Genomic DNA, 23,446 nt, shown 5'->3' with positions numbered 1-23,446 from the left:
GCGGGTCTCTCTCGGAAACAAGGTGAGTGAAGTGGGCCACAGTTCATCGCCCGCCCTGTCGCCTCGCCGGGAAGCCTGTCGTCTAATTTCAGCGACCTTCACCGTCGTTCAAGTGGGTCTATCAATAACGGCATGATGCTGATGGGGTCGCCGCGAACCGCGGGGCCCTTCAGCATCGTCTCCCGCGACTTGTCCACGGGCGCGGCGGCACCGGGTGCCCCTGCCTCCACAGATGCCGTGGCACGTCGCTAAAGTTTCGCCGCTGCTGTACGGACGACGAACACGATGCCGTCCGTTCGCCTCGGGGGAGGGGCAACGCAGCCATCCATTCACCTGTGGGGGCACATTGAACATCTCTGCGCGTCGCGGATTCGCGGCGCTCACGACCGTCGCCGCACTCGCGGCCGGTCTCGTCGCCGGGCTCCCGGGCCAGGCGACCGCCGACACCGCCGGCTGGCCGGCCACGGACGGCAGGCTGCTGTACAACGAACTCGGCTCGCTGCGGTACATCAACCCCGACGGGACCAAGAGCGCCCAGTTCTACGAGACCGCGAATCAGGCCGCCTGGTCCGCCGACGGCAGCCAGATCGCCTACGTGGGCTCCGCCGACAGCCGTCTCCGCACGAAGACGTACGCCCAGGAGTCGATATCGGGCCAGGACATCGTCATGCCGGCGGGCAGTGGCTGGCATCCGACCGATCCGACGTTCTGGAACGGCGGAGGCGACATCGTCTTCACCGCCGGAGGCCGACTACGAGTGGCCGTGGCCAATAGCGCCCGCGCTCCTCAGGCCCTGTTCGGCACCGACGTCGACGGCTGCGACTCCAAGGCCAGCGGCGCCGTCAACGGCAAACTGGCCTTCGTGCGCACCGGCACAAGCTGCTCCACCACCGGCACTCCAGCCGTCTGGGTCTACAACGGCCCCACCAAGGCCTTCACCAAGGTGGCCGACGACGCGGACGAGCCGAGCATGTCCCCGGACGGGCAGTCGCTGGTCTTCACCCGCAGCGTCGCCGGACACAAGCAGCTCTTCACGGTCAAGGCCGACGGCACCGGGCTGACCCAGATCACCACGGACCCCTTCGACCACAACCGTCCGGCCTGGTCGCCCAAGGGCGACCGGATCGCCTACGACACCTACTTCGCCGGCAGCGCGGACACCGCCAGTGGTTCGCAGATATGGATCCGCGACCTCGCCGCGGGCACGGAGACACGTGTGCCCATGGCCGACGGCACGGACGTGGCCTGGCAGCCGCTCCGGAAGAACGCGATCTCCCGGGTCTACGGCGCCGACACCTACGGCACCAACATCGCGTCGTCCAAGTGGACCTGGAACACCCTCGGCAAGAGCGTGCCCGGCCTGATGAACGCGAGCTCAGCCGTCCTGATCAGCAAGTCGGACTCCGCGTATGCCACCACCGCGACCTCGCTGGCCGGCAAGAAGCACGGACCGGTGCTGATGACCTCCCGCACGGGCCTGGACTCCTCCGTCCAGACCGAGCTGAAGCGCATGCTGCCGAAGGGCAAGACCGTCTACCTGGTCGGCGGAACCAGCATCCTCAACAGCTCGGTGGCGTCCAAGGTGACCTCGCTCGGGTACGTCGCCAAGCGGCTGTCCGACGCCTCGCGCTACTCCACCTCGGTGGCCGTGGCCAAGACGATCACCAGTGCGCCGAAGTACGTTTTCCTGGCGACCGGCACCGACTACCACAACGCCCTCGCGGCCAGCTCCGCCGCCGGCGCCATGGGCACCTCGGGCACCGCGGTCGTACTGCTGACCCAGGGCTCGACCATGACCGCATCCGTCTACGGCTACCTGAACAAGTACAGCCCGAGCACGACGAAGATCATCACGGTGGGGACCGACGCCGAGTCGGCGCTGACCAAGGCGTACAACGCCGGCAAGCTGCCGTACTGGCCCAGCAAGTACAGCTACTACCGCTTCGCCGGCAGTCCGGCGCCAGTCGCCGCGAGGCTCGCCGAGTTCTGGTGGTCGTCGCCGTCCAACGCCGCGGTGGCCTCGGTGAACAGTTGGACCGGTGGCGTCTCCGCGTCGTCGGCGATGACCACGTACGGCCCGCTGCTGTGGACCGACGTCACCTCGCTCACGTACGACACCAAGTCGTACATGATGCGCACGTCGGCGAGCCTGAACCACGTGGCCGTGTTCGGCGGCAACGGCTCCGTCGACGCGAAGGTGGTCCCATTGATCGGCCGGGCTATCGGCGTGGACAGCACCTACGCGTACACCCCGTACTACAAGGGTGACATCCCGCAGAGCCCGGCCTCCCAGCCGCTGTCCGCGAGCACCGCGAGCACCGGCAAGCCCGTTCCGAGCCCGGATCTGGCCCCGCTCAAGGTGACAGTCTCGAAGTGACCCCCTGTCCGGGCCGCCTTCGTCCCAGAGGGCGGCCCGAACCACCGGCGGATGTGCCGGGGACATCTCGCGAGCGCGGGCCGGTCGGGCCGGTGCGCGCGGAGGTGCCCCCGCGACCCCTGTCAGCAAGAACAGGGCTGAGGATGCCTGTGTGGACGCTGAACAAGTACTTCATCGAAGTCCTGCTCAACCAGACCGGCAGAGGGTGGCCAGGTGGGTGGCAGAGCCCACGGACCCCGCCAGCACGGGACCGGCACGTCACAAGGCCCCTCAGACGGATATCTGAGGGGCCCTATCGACTACCTAGAGCAACACCAGGTCAGAGCGCTTCCTTCGACGGCGTGACCGGCTCCCCCGACTTGCGTACTACAGGCAAGACACTCCACGGGAAGTTGATCCACTCATCGGTGCGCTTCCACACGTACTCGCACTTCACGAGGGAGTGGGACTTCTCGTAGATCACGGCGGAGCGCACCTCGGCGACGTGGTCGAGGCAGAAGTCGTGCACGAGCTTCAGCGTCTTGCCGGTGTCGGCGACGTCGTCGGCGATCAGCACCTTCTTGTCGGTGAAGTCGATCGCGTTGGGGACGGGAGCGAGCATGACGGGCATTTCCAGGGTCTCCCCGACGCCCGTGTAGAACTCCACGTTCACCAGGTGGAGGTTCTTGCAGTCGAGGGCGTAGGCCAGCCCGCCGGCGACGAAGACGCCCCCGCGGGCGATGCTGAGGACGATGTCCGGCTCGTACCCGTCGTCGGCGATGGTCTGCGCGAGCTCGCGGACGGCGGTGCCGAACAGCTCGTAGGTGAGGTTCTCCCGCAGCTGCTTGTCACTCATACCGCTGCTCACACCTGAGTCCGGTGGAAGTTCTGGAAGGACCGGGAGGCGGTGGGCCCCCGCTGCCCCTGGTACCGGGATCCGTACCGCTCGCTCCCGTACGGGAACTCGGCGGGCGAGCTGAGCCGGAACAGGCACAGCTGGCCGATCTTCATGCCGGGCCAGAGCTTGATGGGGAGGGTGGCGAGGTTGGACAGCTCAAGGGTGACGTGCCCGCTGAACCCCGGGTCGATGAACCCGGCGGTGGAGTGGGTGACGAGCCCGAGCCGCCCGAGGGAGGACTTCCCCTCCAGCCGGGAGGCGAGGTCGTCGGGCAGCGAGATGACCTCGTACGTCGAGGCCAGCACGAACTCCCCGGGGTGCAGGATGAACGGCTCGTCGCCCTCGGGCTCCACGAGCCGGGTCAGGTCCGCCTGCTCGATGGAGGGGTCGATGTGCGGGTACCGGTGGTTCTCGAACACCCGGAAGTACCGGTCCAGCCGCACGTCGACGCTCGACGGCTGCACCATGGATTCGTCAAAGGGATCGATCCGTACCCGCCCGGCGTCGATCTCGGCCCGGATGTCCTTGTCTGAGAGAAGCACGCCCCGAGGATACGCAAGGCGCGCGGAACGACCACAATCGTGACGTCCGCGCGCCTGGCGCTGCACTTGCTGTTACTGCCGTACCAGCGGTACCTACCGCTGGTAGCTGCTACGGCTACTGCTTCTACCGCTACTTCTACCGCTACTGCTGCTTCTCCAACTGCACCGGCACCACACTGCGGAGCCGGGCACACCGAGGACACCGGACGAGCCGGCCGGGGCCGAGGCGCTCGGCCTGCTGCATCGGGAACGAAGCGGTGCTGAACACGTGCCCATCGGCACAACGGACGACGGTGCGCTCCATCAAGTCCTAGAGTCCCTTCCCCAAGAGCCGCGTCTGGCTACTGCCTGCCTGACGACGAGAGGCCACATTACGGGATCAAAGGGACGGCCCTCCAGGCGGCACTCCGACCCCACCCGGACCCTCTCCCACCCCTCCACCGTACGCCCCAACTCCGGCCCGCCGCACCCGGATCCGACCCCTGAAACGCACTCAGGCCCCGGGGCTTCAGCGCCCGGAGCCAGAGATGAGGTAGAGTGACGAAGCGATCGGACACCGCCTCCGGATCAGCGGAGCGGGCGTCTTACGCGGGTGTAGTTTAATGGTAGAACATCAGCTTCCCAAGCTGAGAGCGCGAGTTCGATTCTCGTCACCCGCTCCATGATGAAACCCCAGGTCAGCGGCCTGGGGTTTGTTTGTTGTCTAGACCAATCTGGGGGTTGCGCGCCCTCTGCGTGCCCTACGTGCAGGTCAACCGCCCCTCCAGGAGTGCCCGGGCGCAGGTTGAATCACCAGAGCGCCCGATCGTCTCAAATAGCGAGACGCATTCTTCGTGATCTGGGTCACAGCGTGAGCAAAAGGCGGGCAAGTCACGTACGCAAACCCGCAGTTCGCAGCCGGCGCGCCCGCCGACGCGTGCACCCGCTCACCCAGCGAGGGGATGCTCCTCACCGCCCACGTGAGCCCCGCCAACCCTTCTGGCACTGGTGCAGGAATTCGGTTCCACCTGCTTGGTTGCCCGAGCCGAGGACGGAATCCGTGGGTACATCTTCGGGTTCGTCACCCCAGGCGGCACCGGGTACGTGCATCTGATCGCCACGCGGGACGACGCCCGTGGCACCGGTCTCGGGCGCCGTCTGTATACGGCGTTCGCCGAAGCGGCGGAGCGTCACGGTGCACGGCAGTTGAAGGCGATCACGTCAATCGAGAACACCGGCTCAATCGCCTTCCATCGCAGCCTCGGCTTCGATGCGAAGATCGTCGACGACTACAACGGCCATGGCCTGGCCATGGCCGTCTTCCACCGAGACCTGCCGCTCAACATCTCGTAATCCTGACCACTCTGCCGTCGCTGGTGATCGCTTCCCAGGCCGTAGGTTTTGATGTCACTCGCTGGAACCCGGCGCCGAGTGAGCAATCGAGAATGATTGGATGGTCACGCTTGAGACTCCCCGTCTGATCCTGCGTCGCTGGCGCGAGGAAGACATCGCGCCCATGGCTGCCGTCAATGCCGACCCCGAGGTCATGCGGTGGATCCGAGACGGCAGCGTCCGTGACGAACAGCAGACTCGCGGCGGAGTGCAGGCATGGGAGAGCGAGTGGGAGTCACAGGGCTTCGGCCTGTTCGCCGTGGAGATCCGGTCCACCGGCAAGCTGGCCGGGTTCACTGGCCTTTCGGTGCCCCACTTCTTGCCGGAGGTACTGCCGGCGGTTGAGATCGGCTGGCGGCTGGGACGTTCCCACTGGGGACAAGGCTTGGCCACCGAGGCCGCTGCGGCCGCTTTGCGGTTCGGGTTCGAAGAGCGAGGGCTGGAGCGAATCGTCAGCATCACTCAAGTGGGCAACGACGCCTCCGAACGGATCACGACCAAACTGGGGATGCATCTGTTCCGTGAGACCGTCAGTCCCACTGGTGGTCGGCGAGTACGGGTATTCGAGTTGTCGTCGGACCACTACGTCACGACCACTCGTTGATGGCGGCAACGACGGTGGCCTCGTAGCGGACCGCGAGCCTTTCGTACCTGGTGGCCACGGCTCGATGTGTCTGAGGCGACTGATGCCAAACTCGACCGCGTGCCCGGCCTTGTAGTCCTCTGAGCTGCCTTGTCCGCCCGCACCCGTCGCGGAGTTTGAGCAAGCCTTCCGCCTGGACCGCCGCCCCCGAGCATCACGCTCCCGTTGCTCCGCAACGGCCTTGTCGACACGCAGATGCCCCATCTCGCCTGACCATCACGAAGCATCCGCGTCGTGATCGATGAGGGATATCCCGGATACCAGAGCAAGGGCAGCGTCGGCGAAGTACTGCTCGTCGGCACCAGAGGCAAGACCGAGGGGGACGCCCTGGCTGAGGCCGACGAACAGTGCCCTGAGCGCCGTAGTCAGGCGTTGAGCCTGTTGCGACGTCACGACGCTTCCGTGGTGCGACCTTCCGGTGAACAGCGCAATCAGATGCTCCTCCTGCGACCGGACGAACTTGGCGAGTTGGGATCCCAGCTCTGGGTCATGCAGGGCCATGTCCAGCAAGGTGATCTGGAGCGACAGGCGAGACAGCGCGTCCGGGGCGTCACAACTGCGCCCGTAGTAACGGGCAAAGGCATCGACCGCTTCCAGCAGATCAAGTCCAGCGGGAGCCCTCAGCCTGCTGATCCCTCAGGTCCCGCGCATCAGCAATTGAATTCAGCCCTCGCGGGTCTGCTCGATGGCTGTGCGCAGCAGATCGGCCATCGAGCGGCCGGCCACCCGCAGGGGCTCCGGGTCGCGGGCGGCCCGGGAGAGTACGAACGCCCCTTCCAGGATCATGATCATCGAGTAAGCGAGTGACCGCGCTGCGCTCTCGTCGGGCACCCAGCGGCCGAACCACTGTTCACCGGCGCTGACCCACTCGGCGAAGACCTCCGCCGTCGCGACCCGTAGGACCTCGTTGGTGCCGGCTACCTCCAACGCCACCGTCGCGATCGGGCACGCGTCGGCATAATCGGTCGCGGCAAGGTCGTCCGCGGCCGCCTCGAAGGCGTGCACGACGGACTCGACCGGGTCCGGAACACCGGCCAGCACTGCCATCACCATCCGGCCGTACGCGGCTCCGGACGTGCGGATCGTTTCCTCGGCCAGTTGCTGCTTGCCGCCGGGGAAGAAGTGGTAGATCGATCCGAAAGGCGCCTCGGCTTCCGTCGCTATCCGCTTCAGGCCGGTGCCCGAGTACCCGTTACGCCGGAACAGCTCCGTGGCAGCACCCTGGATCCTGGCCCGCGTGTCCGGCGGTCGCTGTGCCATGACTCTTCACCCCTTCCGCACCGCGGTCTTGGCATGCCTCGTCAGCCCAACTAGATTACAGTAGAACGATCTATCAAATGGGGGTGCGATGCTGCGGATCGAGCTGTCATCCGGGCCGATCGACTATCAGGACACCGGCGGCGAAGGGCCGGTGCTGGTGTTCGGCCATGGCCTGCCGATGAACGAGACGCAGTGGCGCAAGGTGGTACCCCTGCTGGGCGGATACCGCTGCATCCTGCCCACACTGCCCCTGGGGGGCCATCGGCAGCCGATGAACCCGGACGCCGACCTCTCCCACCGTGGTGTCGCGCGGCTGCTGGGTGAGTTCATCGAACGGCTGCGTCTGGACGAAGTGACCCTCGTCCTCAATGACTGGGGCGGTGGGCAGTTCCTGGTCTCGGAGGAGCAGGGCCGGAGGGTCGCGCGGCTGGCGCTGGTGGCCTGCGAGGCGTTCGACAACTTTCCCCCGGGACCGGCCAAGGCGTTGGCGACCGTGTGCAGGGTTCCCGGCGGCGTCTGGCTTCTGACGCGGCTGATGCGTGTCCCTTCGTTTCGGAAGAACCGGAATGGATACGGCGGGATGAGCCTGCGAGGGATTCCGGGCGAGATCATGGACGACTGGTTCGCTCCCGCGGCCCGGAGCAGGGCCATTCGCCGGGACTTCGCCAAGTTCGCCACCTCGGCGCCCAAGCGTGAGACCTTGCTGGCATGGAGCGAGCAGCTGCGTGCTTTCGACCGCCCCGTGCTGGTCGTCTGGGCGGCCGAAGACCGACTGATGCCGCGCGAACACGGCCCCCGACTGGCGGAGTTGTATCCGAAGGGCCAACTGATCGAGATCGCCGACTCTTCCACCCTCGTCCCCGAGGACCAGCCTGAACAACTCGCCGAAGCGCTCACCGACTTCCTGATCGCGACCGGAGCCGAGCCGGTCCGGCACATCGACTGAGCGCGCGGACGGTTGGCGACGTCGGGTCAGCGACCTGGGGCTGCAAGAGCCTTGAATGAGTCACAGATCTCATGCGGGACGAGACGGCAACGGATCGGAGTTGCAGTCGTGACAGCGCCACCCAGCCGATGCGCCACTCAAAGCGCGCCGAACTCGGCAGGGTTTCTCCCCCCCTCCCCCGCCCCCACCTCGCGGTGTCGTGCCCAAAGCGTGCCCATAAGAGCGGACAACCACGGTCAACAGCGGTGTGATCTGCCTCAACGACCACGCGCGGAGTGGGGCATCTGCGCAGTTCAGCGGCCATATGGCCGCCAAGGCGCCGTCGCTTCCCAAGCCAAGAGCGCGAGTTCGATTCTCGTCACCCGCTCCATGATGAAACCCCAGGTCAGCGGCCTGGGGTTTTTCCATTGGGAAGCCGTTGCTGCGTTTCTCGAGTACGCCTGTACCCCGAGATTGGGCACGCAGAGGGCACGCGCGCCTTGAGAGGGCGCTCCCATCACGTCTCAGTGTGGCGCTGACCTGCGCCTTCACAGAGATGAGCCGGAGGCGAGCCCTCAGCTCACCGTTCCTGGGCGATGGCGGACACCCGTCCTGCACATGTTTCGTCGTGGGCGATGCACAAGCCCCTTGCGGGAGCGGCCACTTGACCGCTGAGGGCCCTGTGTCAGAGCGGAAGGTCGTCCGGGAGCACCCGGAACGCCTTGTAGCGGCCCAACGGGCGTACGGCCCGGAAGTCTCGTCGGTCGAGAGTGAGGATCGCGTCCGTGTCGTAGTCGGCGGCAAGCGCCACGTTCACCGCGTCGGCGAGGTCGAGGTCCAGCGCGCGGTAGCGGACACGGACGGACTGAGCGGCGCCCAGGTGGTCCTCCGTGATCTCCGGCATGACGACACGCCCCCGGCTCATCCAGCGCCACAGGTCGTCGACCGCGCTGAGGGCAGCCTCCCTGCCGAGCTCACGCGTCACCGGCTGGCTGCCGCCGATGCCCCGCGGGTCGAACTCGACAATGTCGTACTTGGCCGTGGGTGTCCGCGCTGAAGTGGGGCGTGGCACGCCTTACGGCGAAGTCCACGCCCGAATCGCCGGGCCCGCCCGGGTTGACCAGCAACACGCCGATCCGGCGGTCCGGATCGGTGGCCTTGCGACGGGCCACCGCAAGATCGAACGTCTCACCGGACGGGAATTCGACATCCCGGAGGGCTACACCGAGGTCACCTGGTTCCAGGAAGAAGTATTCCGGGGTATGCGGCGCCGGTATCCGGAGGTGCTGGGGCGAGGACTACCAGAAGCAGGCCGAGTACGAGTTGGGCGTCATCATTCAGATGAGGGTTCCCCGGCTACTTCCTCGTGGTCGCCGACTTCATCATGTGAGCCAAAGAGCAGGGCATCGCCGTCGGTGGATGCTTCCTCCGGACGGGGACTACCTCGTCACCACCACGTGGCGTGCCCTATCGGCCTACCTGGTTCGCGACAGCGTGCAGACCGACCAAGGAGTTCGGCCGGGACGGAAGGTGATCCCTAGTCAGTGCCGCCGAGCGCCACCCCGTCCTGGCCCAGGATGAGGACCTGGGGGCTCTCCTGCGACCTGTCATTCCTCGGCATCTCCATGCCGCCATTCTCGCGCACGCATGCTTTCCCACACGGTGTGCCCCTGGACGAGGGTGATCCACCCTCGTCCAGGGGCACGGTCCGGCAACGGAGGATCAGTGCGCGGCGCGGCGGGCCAGCGCCCCGCGCGAGCGGGTCACCAGCGCGGCCAGCAGGGCGGCGCCGAGGGGCACGGCCACCAGGAGGGCGGCGAGTGTCTCCCAGGGGACGACGATCGGCACGTACGGCGGGGCGTCACCGGCGCCGCCCCAGCCGTTGTCGAGAGCCTCCTGGTAGAAGCGCATCTGCTCGCGCTCCTCGGTGAGCCGCAGCCCGACCGCGGGCAGGACACCGGCAGCCGAGCCGAGGACCACACCCATCGCGGCGACCACACCGCACTGGAAGCCGCTGAGCGTGCGGCGCACCCGGGGCGGGGCGCCGACCGCTGCGAGCGTCTTGAGATCGGCCTCCGCGTCGGCCTGGGCGAGACCGGTGGCGATGCCGGCCGCACCGATGGTGACCAGGCCGGCGAAGACGGTCAGCGCGAGCAGGACGAGCCCGTTCTCGTCGACCCAGCCCTGCTCCACGGTCAGCTCGACGTTGCTGCCGAGCTTGGCGATCTCGGCATCGAGCTTCTGCCGCTCCTCGGTGCTGGGCATCCGGTCGGTGCTGAAGTAGGCACCGAGGGGGACGGTGGTCAGCCCGGCGGCCTTGGCGGCGGCGGGGCTGAGCACGCTCTGCAGTCCGTAGGAGTCGGGCGAGCCGGGCACCTGGTAGGCGGGGAAGGACTTCAGCTCGCCCGGGACCGGCTTGTTCTGCTCGGCGGCGCGGTCGGCGGCCTTCGGGTCGGTGATCAGCTTGATGCCGACGGTGCCGTTCCTGTCGACCTGGGGCTTGTGGAAGCTGAGGAGCTTTCCGTCGGCGAGGGCCTTGGTCGCGCCCGGGTCGTCGATGCCGAGGACCTTCAGGAGCGGGGCGTCGGCGATGAGGAGACCGCCGTCGACGTAGATGCCGTTGCCGTCGGGCGAGAGGCAGCGCCAGTCCTTAGCGAGCGCGCGCCGCTGCTCCTTGGTGTACTTCTCCGCCGGGTCGGAGCCGTCGGGGGTGTTGACCCACAGCGGGCACTCGTTGTCCTGCGGGGTGACGACCTCGAAGCGGCCACAGCCCTCGCCCTCGTCATACGGGGCGCAGCCGGGCTTGCCGACGGCGATGCGGAACACGTCAGCGCGGACGTCGACGGGCAGCGTCCGCTGCACGGCGTCGCGGACCTCGGGGACGTCCCGGCCGCCCTCCTCAGTGACGAGCGCGGCGACGGCCCCGTGCGGCAGGCTGGCCCGGTACTCGGCCAGACTCTGGGCGTCGTGGCTCGCGGCGTACGTCGAGACGGCGACGGTGCCCGCGACGGCGGCCAGGACGGCGGCGACAGCGGGTGCCGTACGGCCCCGGTTACGGACGGCGTCCCGCAGGGCGAGGCGCGGCGAGAGCGGCAGCCAGCGGCCGGCCCGGCCGAACAGGCCGACCAGGGCGGGCGTCATGGCGACCACACCCAGCTCGGCGATGGCCGAGCCACCCGCGACCAGGACGAACTGGTCGGAGACGACCGAGCCGTACAGGGCGATGGCCGCGCCGAGCAGGAAGGCGCCGAGGCCGATCAGCGGCAGCACGCGGTTGCTGCGGCGCACGCCGCGACGGCCGGTCAGGGAGGCCAGGACGGTCTGCCGGGAGGCGGTGACGGCCGGGACGATCGCGGAGAGCAGGCCGGTGAGGACGGCGAGCGCGGCGATGGCGAGCAGTTCCAGCGGCTTGACGGTGAAGCCGCCGAACCGCTGCCCCATGTAGTCCTCGATGAGCGGCCGGAGGGCGAAGGTCAGGATCAGGGCGAGGACCGTGCCGACCAGGGCCGCCGCGACGCCGATGACGAGGCCGCCGCTCAGCATGATGGCCCGGATGTGGCTGCGGGCACCGCCGTTGGCGCCGACGAGGCCCAGTTGGCGGCGGGAACGACGGGCACCGACGGCGAAGGCGGGACCGGCGAGCAGGCAGATCTCCAGCATCGCCAGACCGACGACCGTGCCCACGGCGGCGAGCGCGGCAGCGTCGGCGGCCCCGCTGCTCTCGTAGTTGGCCCAGCCTTCCTTCTGGTAGAGCGGCACCTCGGAGTCGGCGGGCGGGTCGAGGGCCACGGCGCGCGAGGTGACCACGACGCCCTTGGCGTTGATCGCCTGGACCGTGTTCCACGTGAAACCACCGGACTTCTTCACCAGATAGGTGGTGGAGACGTCGGGCTTGGGCAGTCCGTCCTTCTCGACCGCCTTGCCGTACGGCGCGAGGAAGGCCCCCGGCAGGGCGTTGACCTGCTGTGCCGTGAGGTCGCTGGGCAGCTCGTACGAGCCGCTGATCACATAGGTGCGGTCGAAGCCGCGGGCGGTGAGGGTGGAGCCGACGGACAGCCCGCTGCTCTCCAGGAACCGGGTGGTCGCGGCGATCTCGTCGTTCTTCTCGGGGAAGCGGCCCTCCTGCAGCCGCATGATGCCCCGGGCGACGGGATCGGCGGCGGCCAGCTCACGGACCTCGGCCTGGAGCAGACCGTGCCTGGTGGTCAGCTTGGCGCTGCCCCTGCTGTCGGTCAGCACCGTCGAACCGGCCGGGATGGTCTTGGTGACATCGGTCGGGCCGTCGGGCCAGGACGTGCCCGGCGAGTCGTAGTCCCCGGCCGGGGTGTGCTGCTCGCCGCTGGGGTCCTGCAGGATGGCCACGCCGGCCGTCCGGGCGTCGGAGAAGCGAGCGTCGGCGGCACCCAGGGTGCGCTCCATCCGCTGCGCGGGCGTGAGTTCGGCGCTGCGCACGGTCAGGTCCAGGGCGCTCACGCCCAGGATCGGCAGCGCGATCATGGCGAGGACGAGGAAGCTGCGGCCCTTGGAGCGCCAGGCGTCACGGCGGGCGATGCGGACCGCGGCCCGCCAGGAGTGGAACCAGGTCATCACCGCTGGGCCGCCCGGCCGGTCAGGAGCGACTCGGCGTCGCTGCGTACGGTCTGGTCGACGACGGCACCGTCCCGCAGGAAGACGACCCGGTCGGCCCAGGCGGCGAACCGCGGCTCGTGGGTGACCATGATGCCGGCGGCTCCGGCGTCGCAGCGGGAGCGCAGCAGGGCCAGCACGGACTCGCCGGTCTCGGAGTCGAGGGCGCCGGTGGGCTCGTCGGCGAGGACGAGCCGGCGGTCGCCGACGAGGGCGCGGGCGATGGCCACGCGCTGCTGCTGGCCGCCGGACATCTCGTCGGGGAACCGGTCGGCGAGATGGCCGAGGTCCATCTCGGCGAGGGCGGCGAGGGCCTCGGTGCGGGCCTTGCGGGCCGATATGCCGTCAAGTTCGCGGGGCAGGGCCACGTTCTCAGCGGCGGTGAGGGCCGGGATGAGGTTGTAGTCCTGGAAGACGTAGCCGATGCTGCGGCGGCGCAGGGCGGCGAGCCCCTTGATGCCGAGGGCGGTGACGTCGGTGCCCTCGACGAAGACCTGCCCGGAGGTGGGGGTGTCGAGGCCGCCGGCGATGGTGAGCAGGGTGGACTTGCCGGAGCCCGACGGGCCCATGACGGCGACGAGTTCACCGGGGTGGACGTCGAGGTCGATGCCGCGCAGGGCGTGCACCTCGGTGGCGCCGGAGCCGTGGACGCGGGTCAGGTTCTGCAGACGCAGCACGGGCTGCTGCTGTGTGGACATGGTTCCCCCTCGGGCGTACGCCGGCGAACAGCCGGACGTCGGTGCGACGGACGGTCGTTGGCGGCACCGTCGTTACGGTATTGGTCTGGTCGGGTGGTTCGGAGTCTTCAGGTGCTCGGTCGGCCCTGTGGATCCGCTCGTTCGGGCGCTCAGGGCCGGTCGTGAAGGGCGGACATCACGGGCGGTGGCGTGCGGCCCCCTCTGCCCCGGCCCCCGCCCGCGCCCCCATCCCCGCCGCTCCCGCTGCCGCCCCCGGCGAGGCCGGCTCCGGCCCCGCCGCCGGGGCGGTCGACGAGAGACGGATCAGCCGGGACTCGCAGTGGTCGAGCCAGCGCGCCTCGGCCTCGATCTGGAAGATCAGCTGCTCCAGGACGAGGAGCCAGGCGATGTCGTCCCGCTCTTGTGCCCCGTTCTTCTCCACGGCGGTGAGGGCCTGCGCCTTCAGCCGGGTGTAGTCCTGCATGGCCTTCACGGTGTGCCGGCGCTGGGACTGGATGACGTCACGGATGTCGACCCCGGGCGCCCCGACGGCCATGGCCAGCTTGATGGCCAGCTCGTCTCGGGCCGGGCTGGTGCGGTCGACGGGGTTCTCGAACCAGCTGCGCAGTTCGACGCGACCGCTGTCGGTGATCGCGTAGAGCGAGTGGCCGGCCTCGTCCTCGCCGTCCTGCACGACCATGCCGTCGCGTTCAAGCCGGCTGAGCGTCGTGTAGACCTGACCCACGTTGAGCGGCCAGGTGGAGCCGGTGCGGGACTCGAACTCCGTACGGAGCTGTGAGCCGTAGCGCGGGCCGCGTTCGAGGAGGGCGAGAAGCCCGTGGCGGATGGACATACCGAGTATGTATACCGAGTAAGTCCGCGTGGACAAGCGTCCTGAGGCGGACGCCGGAGGTCCGACTCAAGGGGGACCCGGGCCGTCGCGAGCCGCTCAGCGACGGCGCATCCGCACCCCGAGGAAGCCGATGCCGAGGCCCACCAGAGCCAGCCCCACGCCCAGTGTGAACACCGGAATCCGCCGGTCAGAGAGGTCGAGGGGGCCTCGGTGCCGGTCCGGTGAGCGGCCGCCGACAGCTTGGCGGGCGAGTTCTCGGCGGCCGGGGCGTCCGTCTCGGGTACCACCTCGCCCCCTTCGTCCGACTCCTCGACGAGCTCCTCCTCTGTTGCCGTTTTAGTACGAGCAGGCTTCACCGGGCTCGTGGAGGACGGCGAGCCGGAGGGGTCGGCCGGTCGGCCGGGCCGCTCCCGGCCCTCCCCCGCCGGCGCCCCCGAGGGAGGCGGAGTCGCTGGGCGCGGGCGCGTCGGGCGGCCCCGAGGGCTCGGGGCCGCCGGACGGACGGGTCCGGCGGGTCCGGAGGAAGGCGACGCCGACGGGGCGGACGGGCGATCGGGCGGGGTGGGTGCGGCGTTCGTGGCCACGGAACCGTTCGGAGTGGGGGCGTGAGCGGGCGGTGTGGGGGAGACCGTCGCCGTGGCCGGGCGCGAGGGGGCTGGCGGGCGCGGGACGGACGGGATGGTGGGCGGCCCGGAGGGGTGCCTCACGGCGGCGGCCTCCGGCCCGAAGGCGCCGGCGCTCCGCACTGCGCGGGGCGCGCCCTCGCCCTCGTGCGCATCGGCCTCGTGCGCATCGAGGTCCAAGGAGTCCTCAACTCGCAGCAGGATGCTTGATGCGCGCCACTGCATCCGAATGACGCCATGTGTGCAGTCGCGACGGCCTCACTCGGCTGCCGTTCGAGTCGGAGCCACTCCCGGTCTCTGGCAGCCAACCGGAGGCCCTGATCCCCCCCCATCCCTGCGTCGTGCCCATAGCGTGCCCTTCAGAGGGGACAACCACGGTCAACAACGGTGCAACCAGTCCCTCACACCTGCCGCCCGACAACGAATCTTCCCAGGTCAGCTGCCCTATGGCCGCGCAAGCGCCGTCGCTTCCCAAGCTGAGAGCGCGAGTTCGATTCTCGTCACCCGCTCCATGATGAAACCCCAGGTCAGTGGCCTGGGGTTTGTTTCGTTGGGGGGCCGTTGCCGCGTCCTGCTAGTGCTCCTGCACCCCCAGATTGGGCACGCAGAGGGCACGAGCGCCTTACGAGGGCACCCCCATCACGTCGCAGCGTGGCGCTGGCCTGCGCTTTCACATGGATGAGCTGGAGGCGAGCCCTCAGCTCACCGTCCCTGGGCGATGGCGGACACCCGTCCTGCACGTGCTTCGTCATGGGCTGCGCACAAGGCCCTTGCAGGAGCAGGCACTTGACCCCCTAGGCCGTGTCCGCAAAGTCCCGCCTGCCCCGCGACGCCTGGCACGCCCTCTCGCTGAACCGGGCGAAAGCCCACGTACAACCAGTACGAGGGCTTCCGCCCGGCACGCCGAGAGCACGCTCCCCCATGACGCCGCGGTGCCCGCCCTCCGGGCGGACGACGGGACTTTGCGGACGCGACCTAGGAGCCTGCGTCAGAGCGGGAGGTCGTCGGGAAGTACCCGGAACGCCTTGTAGTGGCCCAACGGGCGTACAGCCCGAAAGTCTCGTCGGTCGAGGGTGAGAATCGCGTCCGTGTCGTAGTCGGCGGCAAGCGCCACGTTCACCGCGCCGGCGAGGTCGAGGTCCAGCGCGCGGTAGCGGACACGGACCGACTGGGCGGCGCCCAGGTGGTCCTCCGTGATCTCCGGCATGACGACACGACCCCGGCTCATCCAGCGCCGCAGGTCGTCTACTGCGCTGAGCGCAGCCTCCCTGCCGAGCTCGCGGGTCGCCACGTGATCCAGTTCGGCCAGCAGGAGCGGGGACATGACCAGTAGGCCCGCCGCCATGATGGCCTCGTTCGCCGCCCGGTGTTCAGGATGAGCCGAGTCCAGGGCTGCCAGAAGGCCGGACGTATCGGCGATGACAATGATCACGCGGCGGATCCGGAATCCGAGCCGGTCTCCCGCCGGACGGCCTCGGCGACCGTGTCGCGGACCTCCGACTTGGGCAGGGTGCGCCCCGGCCCCTCGAAGGTGCGTGAGAACAGCGGCTCGTCCCAGACCCTGTTCGCCATGGCGGCAAGGTGGATGCCCTGGCGAATGATCTCGGCCTCGCTTATACCTCGGCGCTTGGCGGCCTCCTTGATGATGGCCAGGTCCTCGGGGTCGGCGTAGACGTTGGTGCGCTTCATGGACATGTACCAAGAGTAGTCCATGTACCGGATTGATGTATCCGGCGCTCTTTCCCCTTGCCGAGGGCCGGCCGAGCACACCTCACACGCCGCGTCCGGGTGCCGGACTGTTCCCGGGGAGAGGGGTATGTCATGGGGCTCGGTTTCCGTGTCGGTGTCCCGGGATGAGTGTGCGGGTCTCTCCTCGTGGAGTGCGCACCTCGATCGGGCCCCGTGCGGCGCGGCTCAGCGTGGGCAGTGGCGGCGCCAGGATGTCGACTGGACTCGGCTCCTTCTACGCATCGAGTTCCCTCGGCGGCAATCGACGGCGCACCAGTACGCGGCGTACGACACGATCTCGTACGGTCGCCCCGTCAGTCGCGCAACTGGAGCGGGCGCGCCGTCAGGCGGAGCGGGCTTAGCAGGAGGCGGAGCGCGATGCCGCCATCGCTCAGTTGCGCGAGCTGAGGCGGCAGATGACCAGCGTTCACCTGGAGTCCTTCCCCGCGGCGCACCCGCCCGTCGTCCCGGACGCCCCCCAACTGAGCCTGTCCTGGGCGCTCGCCGAAGCCCGGACGTCTTCAGGGTGTGGGGCGGCTGGCCCGCTCGGAGAGGGCTGCGGCCAAGCAACGGGCGGAACAGGCCGGGCCCGCCTACCTGACCGCCGAGACAGCACGACTGCGAGAGATCCGCCATCAGTCGACGGAGCAGGGCGAACACTGTTGGCAAGCCCTGCTCGCCAACGACGAGGACACCGTCTGCGAAGCGGTGAACACCGTACGCCGGCCTCGGTGGCTGATGAGGATGGTCGAAAACGGCCAGAGGCGCTGGTCGCCTGAGATTCTTCGCTGCTCAACGAAGTGGGGATGCTAGGGAGCGACCAGCGGAGTGCGGAGCGCCCGGCAACCGTCAGGTCGCCGGGCGCTCGTGATCGGTGAGGGTCAGCTTGAATCGGCCGCGTAGCAGGTGCGGAGGACGGGGCTGATCCCGGGGATCAGGTCGCTGACGGTGATGTTGTCGATCCAGCGGTGGGGGAGGTCGCCGTCGCGGCAGATGCCGTCCGGCTGGCCGGCGTTGATGGCGAAGACGAAGGTGCGCATGCGGGAGTCGTCGTCGATGGTGCCGCGGAGGCCGGTGATCTCAACGCCGGAGTAGCCGAAGTACTGCGCCAGGATGCGGTGCAGGCCGTCGGGGACGGTCTCCCCGGGCAGCACCGGCCCGGACGGAAGCCGCCAGGCTTGGGTCGCGCTCAGGTCCGGGCGACCGGCGTGGACCAGCAGGAACCTGCCGTGCTGCTCGATCAGCGCGGCGGCCGTGAGGTCGGTGATGCCGTCGCTGTGGCTGCGGGTGACCAGTTCGTCGATGCCGTTGAGCACGGGCAGGTCGGTCATGGGGTCCTCCGCAGCGGGACGACATCGGTGCGCAGGTGCGGCATCGTCGGCCGTGCGGCTTCGGGGGTGGCCAACAGGGCCGCGTGGTGATCGGTTGCCGGCAGTGCGGGCAGTCGCGGGTCGCGGTCGGCTCCAAGGGGTCGCGGGCTGCGGCGGGTTGCCGAGATGTGGTCCGGGCCGGTGGCGGCGGGGGCAGTGGGGACCGGGCTGATCCGCGCCACCAAGGTCCGGTACACCCTGATCTCCGGACGGGTGGTCCACGACGCGGAGTCCCGGACTGGACGTGCCCGTACCGAGGCGGCGCAGCACATCGGCGCGCACAGCGCCGGCCGGGCAGCCGGTGGCTCCTGCTGCCAAGGGTGCTGACTCGCACACCAACGCGGCCCGGCTCGCCCAGGGCAGCAGGCGGGGCGGCGGCACAGATGCCCGTCGGCCACGGAGTGTCGCCTTGGCTTCGGTCCCCGTCTTTCGAGAGGGGATACGTGGCCGGGGGCACCGCTCTGGCCAGGGAGTTTCGGGCGCGTCTCCGAGCGTGTTCGTGCGCCGTCCCACGTCGCACGGTCGCGGGGAGGAGCGCCCGGCGACGGTGAGCGGGCTCGGGGGCGGACACTGTCCGGCTCCCGAGCCCGCTTACCATGTTTGGGCTACTTTGCGCGCTTTCGGGCTAGGCCATCTTGATGTACAGGGCCATGGCCAGCTGCTCGTCAAGCGCCTGCATCGACGTGATAGACCCACTGCCGATCTGGTAGTTCAGGGGAAAGTGGTTCTGTGTCGCGTTCTCGGCTGCCTGGGACAGGCCTCCCCAGTTGTTCTCCAGATCCAAGGACGTCAGCTGGACGGCGCCCGACCCGCCGTTGATGACGGACGAGGACCCGGCGTAGAAGGTGCTGAAGCTGCGCATCGCGCGGCCGATCCGGTAGGAGATGAAGTCGAAGCGGGCACCCTCGGAAAGGGCCTGGATAAGAACGAGCAGGGCCCGCGCCTGGTCCGAATTGTTGCTCCCCGCCAGGTCGCTGATCGAACCCTGGATAGACCCCAGGGTGATGCCGAGGTCACCGCGGCCGACCCCAGCGACACGCTCCATGTCCGTGTAGTTGAGCCAGGGCCTGTTCCCCGTAGTGCCTACCTGCCCCGCCATTTCACCGGGTCCTTCATCGTTCAGCCGAACGTACCGGCGGGTCTGTTCGTTGAACCAGCCGGTCACGTACCCGTTCCGCGCGTTGAAGATCAGAGTGACCGCGGTCTGACCCACCCGCAGGGTGAGGGGGAAGTAGTCGTTCTTGTCCTTTGTGAGACGGATGCTTTGGTAGAGGGTCCAGCCGCCGCCCCGCTCGCGGAGGAAGTTGATGATGGCGTCGTACTGGTCGGCGTCGGCGTTCGTCATGTCGAAGCTCATGCCATCGGTCGGGTAGTTCTCGGCGGCCAGCTGGACGTGCCCGCCCAGCGACTGGTGCTGCGCACCGGTGGTGAGGGTGCCGCCCAGGCCGGCGAGGGCGACGGCGCCGGCGAGGGCCGCCGGGAGTACGGCCGATGTGCTGAGCCTGCGGAAGATGTGTGCTCGGGACATGGTGTGCGCTCCGTTGTGCGTGGTCGGTGAGCCGGGGGCCCGGCCTGCCCCACCGACACTGGCGGCGCAGAAGTTGATTCGCAGGCCCCTCCACCGGCCGGATCAACATTGTGTGATTGATCGGAGTCATCGCTCGTCACCGTGATTAACGCAGTCGTCATGACCGGCCTCCTATGGTCATGGCTGCCGATATCACTCGATGTCGCTTTCACCTCATGGACGGAGGTACGAGCCCATGGGGCGTCCCGAGAGGCCAGTGGATCCGTCGGCCGGGCCGATAGCGCGGTTCGCCCATGAGCTGCGGCAGCTGCGCAGCGCCGCGGGCAGCCCCTCGTACCGGACGATGGCGAAGGCGGTCGGGTGCGGAGCAACAACGCTGTCGCAGGCCGCAGCCGGTGAACGGCTGCCCGCGCTCACCGTCGTCGAGGCGTACGTACGGGCGTGCGGAGGCGATCCGGGATCGTGGCGGCTGCGCTGGGAGGAGGCCCAGGAGGAGGCCGGCCGGGCGCATGCCGAGCCACTCGATACGGCACCGCCCCCCTACCGCGGTCTCGCCCGCTTCGAGCCGGACGACCGTCACCTGTTCTTCGGTCGCGACCGAATGCTGTCCGATCTGGAGAAGCTGGTGTGCGGACACCGGTTCGCAGTGCTGTTCGGGCCCTCGGGCAGCGGCAAGTCCTCCCTGCTTCGCGCCGGTCTGGTGCCGCGGCTGCGCGAGGAACTCGCCCGGCGTCCGTCCCCGGCCGCACTGCGCATCCTCACCCCTGGGGCCAGCCCGGCCACCACGTACGGGCACCTGCTCGACCCCGCCCCAAGCGAGCCCGAGAGCTGGGTCATCGTGGACCAGTTCGAGGAAGTCTTCACCCTCTGCGACGACTCCCGGGAGCGCTCCCACTTCCTTGAGATGCTGCTCGCCGCACGCGAACCGGACAGCAGGCTTCGTGTGCTGGTCGCCGTACGCGCCGACTTCTACGCACGCTGTGCAGAGCACCCCATGCTCGCGCAGGCCCTGAACGAGTCCGGACTGCTGCTGTGCCCGATGACCGCCGAAGAACTGCGCGAGGCGGTCGCCGGACCGGCGCAGGCGGTCGGCTACCTGGTGGAGCGCGCGCTGACCGCCCGTCTGGTCGAGGAGGTCCAGGCCGAGCCCGGCGGGCTGCCGATGCTCTCGCACGCTCTGCTGGAGACCTGGCGCCGTCGCCGGGGCCGGATGCTGACCTTAGACGGGTACGAGGCGGCAGGCGGACTGCAGGGTGCGATCGCCGCGACCGCCGAGGAGGTGTACGGCACCCTGTCGCCCGAGCAGGCGCGGGCGGCTCGGCACCTGCTACTGCAGATGGTCGTACCGGGGCAGGGCACACCCGACACCCGGCGACCGGTCAGTCATGGGGAGCTGTCACCGTGCCCGGACGTGCAGGTGGTGGCGGAGCGGCTGACCCGGGCGCGGTTGCTGACCGCCGACGAGGACGGGGTACAGCTGGCCCACGAGGCGCTGATCACCTGCTGGCCCCGGCTGCACGGCTGGATCGAGACGGACCGGGAGCGGCTGCGCGACCACCGGGCGCTCTCGGAGGCAACCCGCGCCTGGCTGAAGAACGGCGGCTGCCCCGGCGCCCTGTACCGGGGCGCACAGCTGGCCCGGGCAGCGGAACTTTTCCCGGACCCAGCGGCCGATTCGGCTCTGAACGCATCCGAGCGCGACTTCCTCACCGCCTCGCAGGAAGTGAGCGAGGCTGAGCGCCGGAGCGCCGCACGCATCAGCCGTCGCCATCGGATACTCACCGGGTCGCTGTCCGCCGTGCTGGCGATCGCGCTGCTGACGGCCCTCGTCATGTGGCGCGAACACGACGAGAACGTGCGCCAACGGGTCCAGGACGCGGCCCGCCGGGTGGCGTCCGTCGCAGAAGGGCTGGGCACCACCGATCCGCGCACCGAGCTTTTGCTCAGCGCCGCGTCCTGGCGGATCGCCCAGTTGCCCGAGACCCGCCGGGCACTGCTCGGCTCTGTCAGCCAGCCCCAGTCGGACACCTTCACGGACCCCACACCCGGTGACACGCCCCAACGCCTGCTCACCGATGCCGGACGCACGCTGGTCAGCGCCGCGGGGGGCAGATGGCGAAGCTGGGACGTGGCCTCCCATCGCCGTACCGGTGAGGGCAGACTCCCGCAGGGCGCGGTGACCGCGGCCGGCCCGCACGCGCGCGTGCTCGCGATCAGCCGTCAGGACGGAACACGGCTGTGGGACACCTCCCTCGGCCGGTGGACCGCCGCCTCCGCTGTGCTTCCCGGACCCGGCGACGTGCGCCTGACGGACGACGGCCGCGCCTATCTGGTCACCGACGGCGAACGCCTCCGCCTGGGCTCGGTCACGGACGGCCGCACGATCTTCGAGGCGCCGGCGCCGGAGTCGACAGGCAGCGCCGTCAGCGAGGACGGACGATACGCGGCGGCCTGCCCCGCAGGGCGGTCGCCAAGCCTGTGGGACACCAGGGCGAACCGTCCGCTGACGGGTGCCTGGCAGCAGGACCGGCTGTGCCGCATCGGCACCACGCAGCTCACCGTCGGCGCCGGCCGGATGGCTGCCGTCACCGAAGAGGGGGTGCGTGTCTGGGACCTGAGGTCCGGCCACCGGATCGCCGACCTGGATGTCCGCGGCGGCGCCCAGGATGTGGCCTTCACCGCGGGCGGTGCCTTCCTGGCCATGGCCACGCCGGAGGAAATACAGGTGTGGCGGCTGACCGCGCCGGACGGACCCGTGTTCCGGGCCTCCCTGGACAACCAGGCACTCGGCGTCGCCCAGTCCCTGGCTACGGAAGGCCACATCCTGCGCTATCTGGAAGGCGGAACGGTCCACACCTTCGACCTCGGCGCCGCCGTCACCGCCGCCTGGCGCCCGAGCGCACTGACGGACGTCGTGCTCGGCCCCGACGGCCGTACCTTCGCCACCGCCGAGCTCGCCCATGACCGCTACCTCGTGCGCCTGTGCAGCACCGCCGACGGACGCGTCCTGCACACACTCCCGCCGCTCCCGGCCGGCATGCCATCGATTCCCCCGGAGGACATCGATCTTCTCCTCGTGTTCAGCACGGACGGCACCCGCTTCGGTTACGGCGTCACAGCGGCCGGGCACACGCTGGGCACCCAGTCCTTCACGATCTGGGACGTGCCGCACGAGCAGGTCGTCACCGCACTCGATCTCTCCGGGGCCTCGGTCGTCGGGGCCGCGCTCGGCCCAGGGGGCCGCACCCTCCATCTCACGCGCCTGGGCGACGACGACCGGTCATTCGGCGAAGTGTGGGACACCCGCAGCCGACGACGCATCACGGTGCCCGGCGACCCGGCCGGGGACCATCCGACGCTCCGCGGCGACGGCGGGCTGCTCGCGGGCGACGGCACCGTGGCCCGCCCGCCGTCCTGGCGGGCGAGCGGGGCGGACCTCGTCGAGGGCAACTCCCTGGGCGCACTGGCGTTCTCGCCCGACGGCTCACGGCTGGCGGCCGGCGACATGACCGGCCGGGTCATCTTGTGGGACGGCGATCTCCGCCACCGGGTCGCCGTCCTGCCCAACACCTTCCGGCCCCGGATCGGCTCCCGGCTGGAAGCGGTGTCGGCCCTCGCCTTCAGCCCGGACGGACGCACGCTGGCGGTCGGCGGAAGCAACGGCGGCCTGCAACTGTGGGACGTGCCGACCGGACAACGGATCGGCGGGCTGCTCACCACTCCCGGGGACGCGGTGTACACGCTCGCGTTCGACGCCCGTGGCACCACCCTGTATGCGGGCAGCGCCCATGTCCCCCTCCAGCGGTACGACCTCGACCCTGCCCACGCCCTGTCGCGGGTGTGCGCCCGCACAGGCGGGTCCGGCCTCAGCCCGGCCCAGTGGCAGACCTACGTTCCTGACGCCCCGTACCGGCGGGTCTGCAGCCCCGCGTGAGGATCAGCGGCCTCCCCGTTCCCGAACGCGCCGGCTGGGATGCCCTCCGGCAGGAGCAGATCCAGGCTGGAGCGAGGGAGGGTGTCAGCTGCTGGGCCGGACGGCGGAAGAG

General features: G+C 69.4%; 15 protein-coding genes, 1 tRNA gene and 3 pseudogenes. 7 read left to right on the top strand and 12 right to left on the bottom strand.

Translation table 11 applies throughout. From position 1 onward, the window contains the following. The first annotated feature begins 346 nt into the window (after positions 1-346). Entirely contained in the window at positions 347-2,377 is a 2,031-nt protein-coding gene (locus EJ357_RS24975; RefSeq protein WP_175647520.1) for a cell wall-binding repeat-containing protein, read from the top strand. Positions 2,378-2,696: 319 nt separating this feature from the next. Here EJ357_RS24975 and EJ357_RS24970 read toward each other — a convergent pair whose 3' ends face one another. Continuing rightward, positions 2,697-3,212 (bottom strand): phosphoribosyltransferase, encoded by a 516-nt coding sequence (locus tag EJ357_RS24970; protein ID WP_126393790.1) that lies wholly within the window; start codon positions 3,210-3,212, stop codon positions 2,697-2,699. Positions 3,213-3,220: 8 nt separating this feature from the next. Then, positions 3,221-3,796, bottom strand: a complete 576-nt coding sequence (gene dcd / locus EJ357_RS24965; RefSeq protein ID WP_126393788.1) for a dCTP deaminase — start codon at positions 3,794-3,796, stop codon at positions 3,221-3,223. Between the two features lie 588 nt (positions 3,797-4,384). On the opposite strand from dcd, the gene EJ357_RS24960 reads away from it, so the two are divergent. The 3 genes and pseudogenes from EJ357_RS24960 to EJ357_RS24950 all read left to right on the top strand — a co-directional run bounded on the left by EJ357_RS24960 (position 4,385) and on the right by EJ357_RS24950 (position 5,771). Then, positions 4,385-4,458 (top strand) — tRNA-Gly (locus EJ357_RS24960). 313 nt (positions 4,459-4,771) lie between these two features. Beyond that, positions 4,772-5,128, top strand: a pseudogene (locus EJ357_RS24955) (N-acetyltransferase family protein); the annotation flags it as partial. 100 nt (positions 5,129-5,228) lie between these two features. Then, positions 5,229-5,771: a GNAT family N-acetyltransferase gene (locus EJ357_RS24950; protein ID WP_126393786.1), complete on the top strand. Its 543-nt coding sequence runs from the start codon at positions 5,229-5,231 to the stop codon at positions 5,769-5,771. Between the two features lie 255 nt (positions 5,772-6,026). On the opposite strand, the pseudogene EJ357_RS24940 reads toward EJ357_RS24950, so the two are convergent. Then, positions 6,027-6,425: pseudogene (locus EJ357_RS24940) on the bottom strand (TetR/AcrR family transcriptional regulator); the annotation flags it as partial. Between the two features lie 48 nt (positions 6,426-6,473). After that, a complete protein-coding gene (locus tag EJ357_RS24935; RefSeq protein WP_126393784.1) occupies positions 6,474-7,070 on the bottom strand; it encodes a TetR/AcrR family transcriptional regulator in 597 nt (198 codons plus the stop codon). Between the two features lie 88 nt (positions 7,071-7,158). Between EJ357_RS24935 and EJ357_RS24930 the strand changes: the two genes are divergently transcribed. Beyond that, positions 7,159-8,016: an alpha/beta fold hydrolase gene (locus tag EJ357_RS24930; RefSeq protein WP_126393782.1), complete on the top strand. Its 858-nt coding sequence runs from the start codon at positions 7,159-7,161 to the stop codon at positions 8,014-8,016. A gap of 664 nt (positions 8,017-8,680) precedes the next feature. Here EJ357_RS24930 and EJ357_RS24925 read toward each other — a convergent pair. Beyond that, positions 8,681-9,022 carry a PIN domain-containing protein gene (locus EJ357_RS24925; RefSeq protein ID WP_126399963.1) on the bottom strand — a complete coding sequence of 114 codons (342 nt, stop codon included), beginning with the start codon at positions 9,020-9,022 and terminating at the stop codon, positions 8,681-8,683. Between the two features lie 172 nt (positions 9,023-9,194). Here EJ357_RS24925 and EJ357_RS50570 point away from each other — a divergent pair. Further along, a pseudogene (locus EJ357_RS50570) lies at positions 9,195-9,382 on the top strand (hypothetical protein); the annotation flags it as partial. A 335-nt stretch (positions 9,383-9,717) separates the two neighbouring features. Here the strand turns inward: EJ357_RS50570 and EJ357_RS24910 are convergent. From EJ357_RS24910 to EJ357_RS24865, 7 genes are all read right to left on the bottom strand, one after another. Further along, positions 9,718-12,585, bottom strand: coding sequence for an FtsX-like permease family protein (locus tag EJ357_RS24910; RefSeq protein ID WP_126393780.1), 2,868 nt, complete (start codon positions 12,583-12,585; stop codon positions 9,718-9,720). Continuing rightward, the gene (locus EJ357_RS24905; RefSeq protein ID WP_126393778.1) at positions 12,582-13,319 is read right to left on the bottom strand and encodes an ABC transporter ATP-binding protein; all 738 of its coding nucleotides are present in this window, start codon (positions 13,317-13,319) and stop codon (positions 12,582-12,584) included. Before EJ357_RS24905 ends, EJ357_RS24910 begins: the two co-directional genes overlap by 4 nt. 175 nt (positions 13,320-13,494) lie before the next feature. After that, on the bottom strand, positions 13,495-14,151 hold the full coding sequence (locus tag EJ357_RS24900; RefSeq protein WP_126393776.1) for a PadR family transcriptional regulator: 657 nt from the start codon (positions 14,149-14,151) through the stop codon (positions 13,495-13,497). Between the two features lie 1,611 nt (positions 14,152-15,762). Continuing rightward, positions 15,763-16,206, bottom strand: a complete 444-nt coding sequence (locus EJ357_RS24885; RefSeq protein WP_126393772.1) for a PIN domain-containing protein — start codon at positions 16,204-16,206, stop codon at positions 15,763-15,765. After that, the gene (locus EJ357_RS24880; protein ID WP_030055113.1) at positions 16,203-16,469 is read right to left on the bottom strand and encodes a ribbon-helix-helix domain-containing protein; all 267 of its coding nucleotides are present in this window, start codon (positions 16,467-16,469) and stop codon (positions 16,203-16,205) included. The genes EJ357_RS24885 and EJ357_RS24880 overlap by 4 nt, the downstream gene beginning before the upstream one ends. A gap of 914 nt (positions 16,470-17,383) precedes the next feature. Next, positions 17,384-17,833 carry an NUDIX hydrolase gene (locus tag EJ357_RS24875; RefSeq protein WP_126393770.1) on the bottom strand — a complete coding sequence of 150 codons (450 nt, stop codon included), beginning with the start codon at positions 17,831-17,833 and terminating at the stop codon, positions 17,384-17,386. A gap of 664 nt (positions 17,834-18,497) precedes the next feature. After that, positions 18,498-19,400 (bottom strand): ribosome-inactivating family protein, encoded by a 903-nt coding sequence (locus EJ357_RS24865; protein ID WP_126393766.1) that lies wholly within the window; start codon positions 19,398-19,400, stop codon positions 18,498-18,500. Between the two features lie 235 nt (positions 19,401-19,635). Between EJ357_RS24865 and EJ357_RS50785 the strand changes: the two genes are divergently transcribed. Next, positions 19,636-23,334 carry an nSTAND1 domain-containing NTPase gene (locus EJ357_RS50785; protein ID WP_126393764.1) on the top strand — a complete coding sequence of 1,233 codons (3,699 nt, stop codon included), beginning with the start codon at positions 19,636-19,638 and terminating at the stop codon, positions 23,332-23,334. Positions 23,335-23,446: the final 112 nt, after the last annotated feature.

Source organism: Streptomyces cyaneochromogenes, assembly GCF_003963535.1.
Taxonomy (GTDB): domain Bacteria; phylum Actinomycetota; class Actinomycetes; order Streptomycetales; family Streptomycetaceae; genus Streptomyces; species Streptomyces shaanxiensis.
The sequence above is the reverse complement of the archived record's forward strand: the minus strand, read 5'-3'. Positions and strand labels throughout refer to the sequence as shown.

Bases quoted from the DNA above. Each gene is read 5' to 3' on its own strand.
- EJ357_RS50785 (WP_126393764.1), top strand. From the start codon at position 19,636: ATGGGGCGTCCCGAGAGGCCAGTGGATCCGTCGGCCGGGCCGATAGCG.
- EJ357_RS24875 (WP_126393770.1), bottom strand. From the start codon at position 17,833: ATGACCGACCTGCCCGTGCTCAACGGCATCGACGAACTGGTCACCCGC.
- EJ357_RS24865 (WP_126393766.1), bottom strand. From the start codon at position 19,400: ATGTCCCGAGCACACATCTTCCGCAGGCTCAGCACATCGGCCGTACTC.
- EJ357_RS24880 (WP_030055113.1), bottom strand. From the start codon at position 16,469: ATGTCCATGAAGCGCACCAACGTCTACGCCGACCCCGAGGACCTGGCC.
- EJ357_RS24905 (WP_126393778.1), bottom strand. From the start codon at position 13,319: ATGTCCACACAGCAGCAGCCCGTGCTGCGTCTGCAGAACCTGACCCGC.
- EJ357_RS24900 (WP_126393776.1), bottom strand. From the start codon at position 14,151: ATGTCCATCCGCCACGGGCTTCTCGCCCTCCTCGAACGCGGCCCGCGC.
- EJ357_RS24930 (WP_126393782.1), top strand. From the start codon at position 7,159: ATGCTGCGGATCGAGCTGTCATCCGGGCCGATCGACTATCAGGACACC.
- EJ357_RS24970 (WP_126393790.1), bottom strand. From the start codon at position 3,212: ATGAGTGACAAGCAGCTGCGGGAGAACCTCACCTACGAGCTGTTCGGC.
- EJ357_RS24950 (WP_126393786.1), top strand. From the start codon at position 5,229: ATGGTCACGCTTGAGACTCCCCGTCTGATCCTGCGTCGCTGGCGCGAG.
- EJ357_RS24935 (WP_126393784.1), bottom strand. From the start codon at position 7,070: ATGGCACAGCGACCGCCGGACACGCGGGCCAGGATCCAGGGTGCTGCC.